Annotated in this window: 1 protein-coding gene and 1 pseudogene; one reads left to right on the plus strand and one right to left on the minus strand. The window is 69.5% G+C overall.

Translation table 11 applies throughout. The annotated features are described in order from the left end of the window. Positions 1-97 precede the first annotated feature (97 nt). On the plus strand, positions 98-892 hold the full coding sequence (locus AB0A61_RS41100; protein ID WP_361304747.1) for an SDR family NAD(P)-dependent oxidoreductase: 795 nt from the start codon (positions 98-100) through the stop codon (positions 890-892). Positions 893-967: 75 nt separating this feature from the next. On the opposite strand, the pseudogene AB0A61_RS41105 reads toward AB0A61_RS41100, so the two are convergent. After that, a pseudogene (locus tag AB0A61_RS41105) lies at positions 968-1111 on the minus strand (pilus assembly protein); the annotation flags it as partial. Between the last annotated feature and the right edge of the window lie 208 nt (positions 1112-1319).

The following is a 1319-nucleotide window of genomic DNA, read 5'->3' on the forward strand; positions in this document are numbered from 1 at the left end:
AGGAACATGTGGTCAGGGGCACCGTGGACGACTTCCCCGAGACGCTGCAGATGCTCTTCCGCGGTGAGAACGTCGGCAAGCTCGTCCTGGAGCTGTCATGACCGCCGCCGAGGCCCTTCGAAGAGGGCAGACGGACGTCGCCGCGCTTGCGGGCAAGGTGGCGATCGTCACCGGCGGTGCCGGTGGACTCGGCCGGGCCATGGCACTCGCGCTGGCGCAGGCCGGGGCGCGGGTGGTCGTCGCGGACCTCGACGCCCCGGCCGGCCGCGAGGTCGCCGACCTGGTCGGCGGCGCCTTCCGCGCCTGTGACGTCTCCGACCTCGATGCCAACCGCGCGCTGGTGGCCTTCGCCCAGGAGCAGTACGGCGGTGTCGACATCGCGTTGCTCAACGCGGGCGTGGCGACCGGATGCGGCGTCGGTGACGACTTCGACCCGGCGCGCTACCGCCGGGCGATGGGCGCCAACCTCGACGGCGTGGTCTACGGCACCCACGCGGTGCTGCCGGCGCTGCGGGCCCGCGGTGGAGGGGCGATCGTGGCGACCGCCTCCCTTGCGGGACTGGCGGCGGTACCGCTCGACCCGCTGTACGCGGCCAACAAGCACGCCGTCGTCGGACTTGCACGCTCGCTGGGGCCGGCTCTCGCGCAGGACAATGTGCGCTTCAACGCGGTCTGCCCGGGGTTCGCCGAATCGCGGATCATCGACCCGCTGCGCGACATGCTTTCCGGGCAGGGCCTGCCCGTCATCCCGGCCGAGGTCGTGGCGGAGACGGTGCTGCGGATCGTCACCGGCGACGGTGCAGGGCAGTGCTGGTTTGTCCAGGCGGGCCGCGAACCGGAACCATTCCGCTTCCGCACTGTCCCCGGCCCGCAAAAGCCTGCCGCCGTCTGAGGCGGACGGAGTCGTTGGACAGGACAGGACTGGTTCGCCAAGGCCACGTACGCCGAAGCGGACAGCGATCTCGGATCAGGCCCCCGGCTGCCGGTACTGGTCCACCACCGACGTGGCCGTCGACGTGAGTGTCGTCGCCCCCGGCACGCCGGGTAGCAGCAGGTCCGACAGGGTGACCGTGCATGTGAGGGTCACTGTGACCGTTGCGACCTGCCCCAACACATCGGCATGACCGTCCGGGCCGAGCTGTCGACACCAGGACCAGCCGCGTGATCACATCGAGCGAAGAGGTGCATGGCCGCTTGTCAGGCGTTCTCGTCGTGGATCCGCGCCCCTAGTGTGATGCGCCAGAAATTGCACGGTTAAGTCTGTAGCCTGTTTTCATGTCTCGGGGTCCTCGTGCCATCGAAGTTGTGCTGTCCGATGA

The organism is Streptomyces sp. NPDC046197 (assembly GCF_040646295.1).
Taxonomy (GTDB): Bacteria; Actinomycetota; Actinomycetes; order Streptomycetales; family Streptomycetaceae; genus Streptomyces.

Excerpts from the sequence above, each read along its gene's own strand:
- AB0A61_RS41100 (WP_361304747.1), top strand. The coding sequence starts at position 98 with ATGACCGCCGCCGAGGCCCTTCGAAGAGGGCAGACGGACGTCGCCGCG.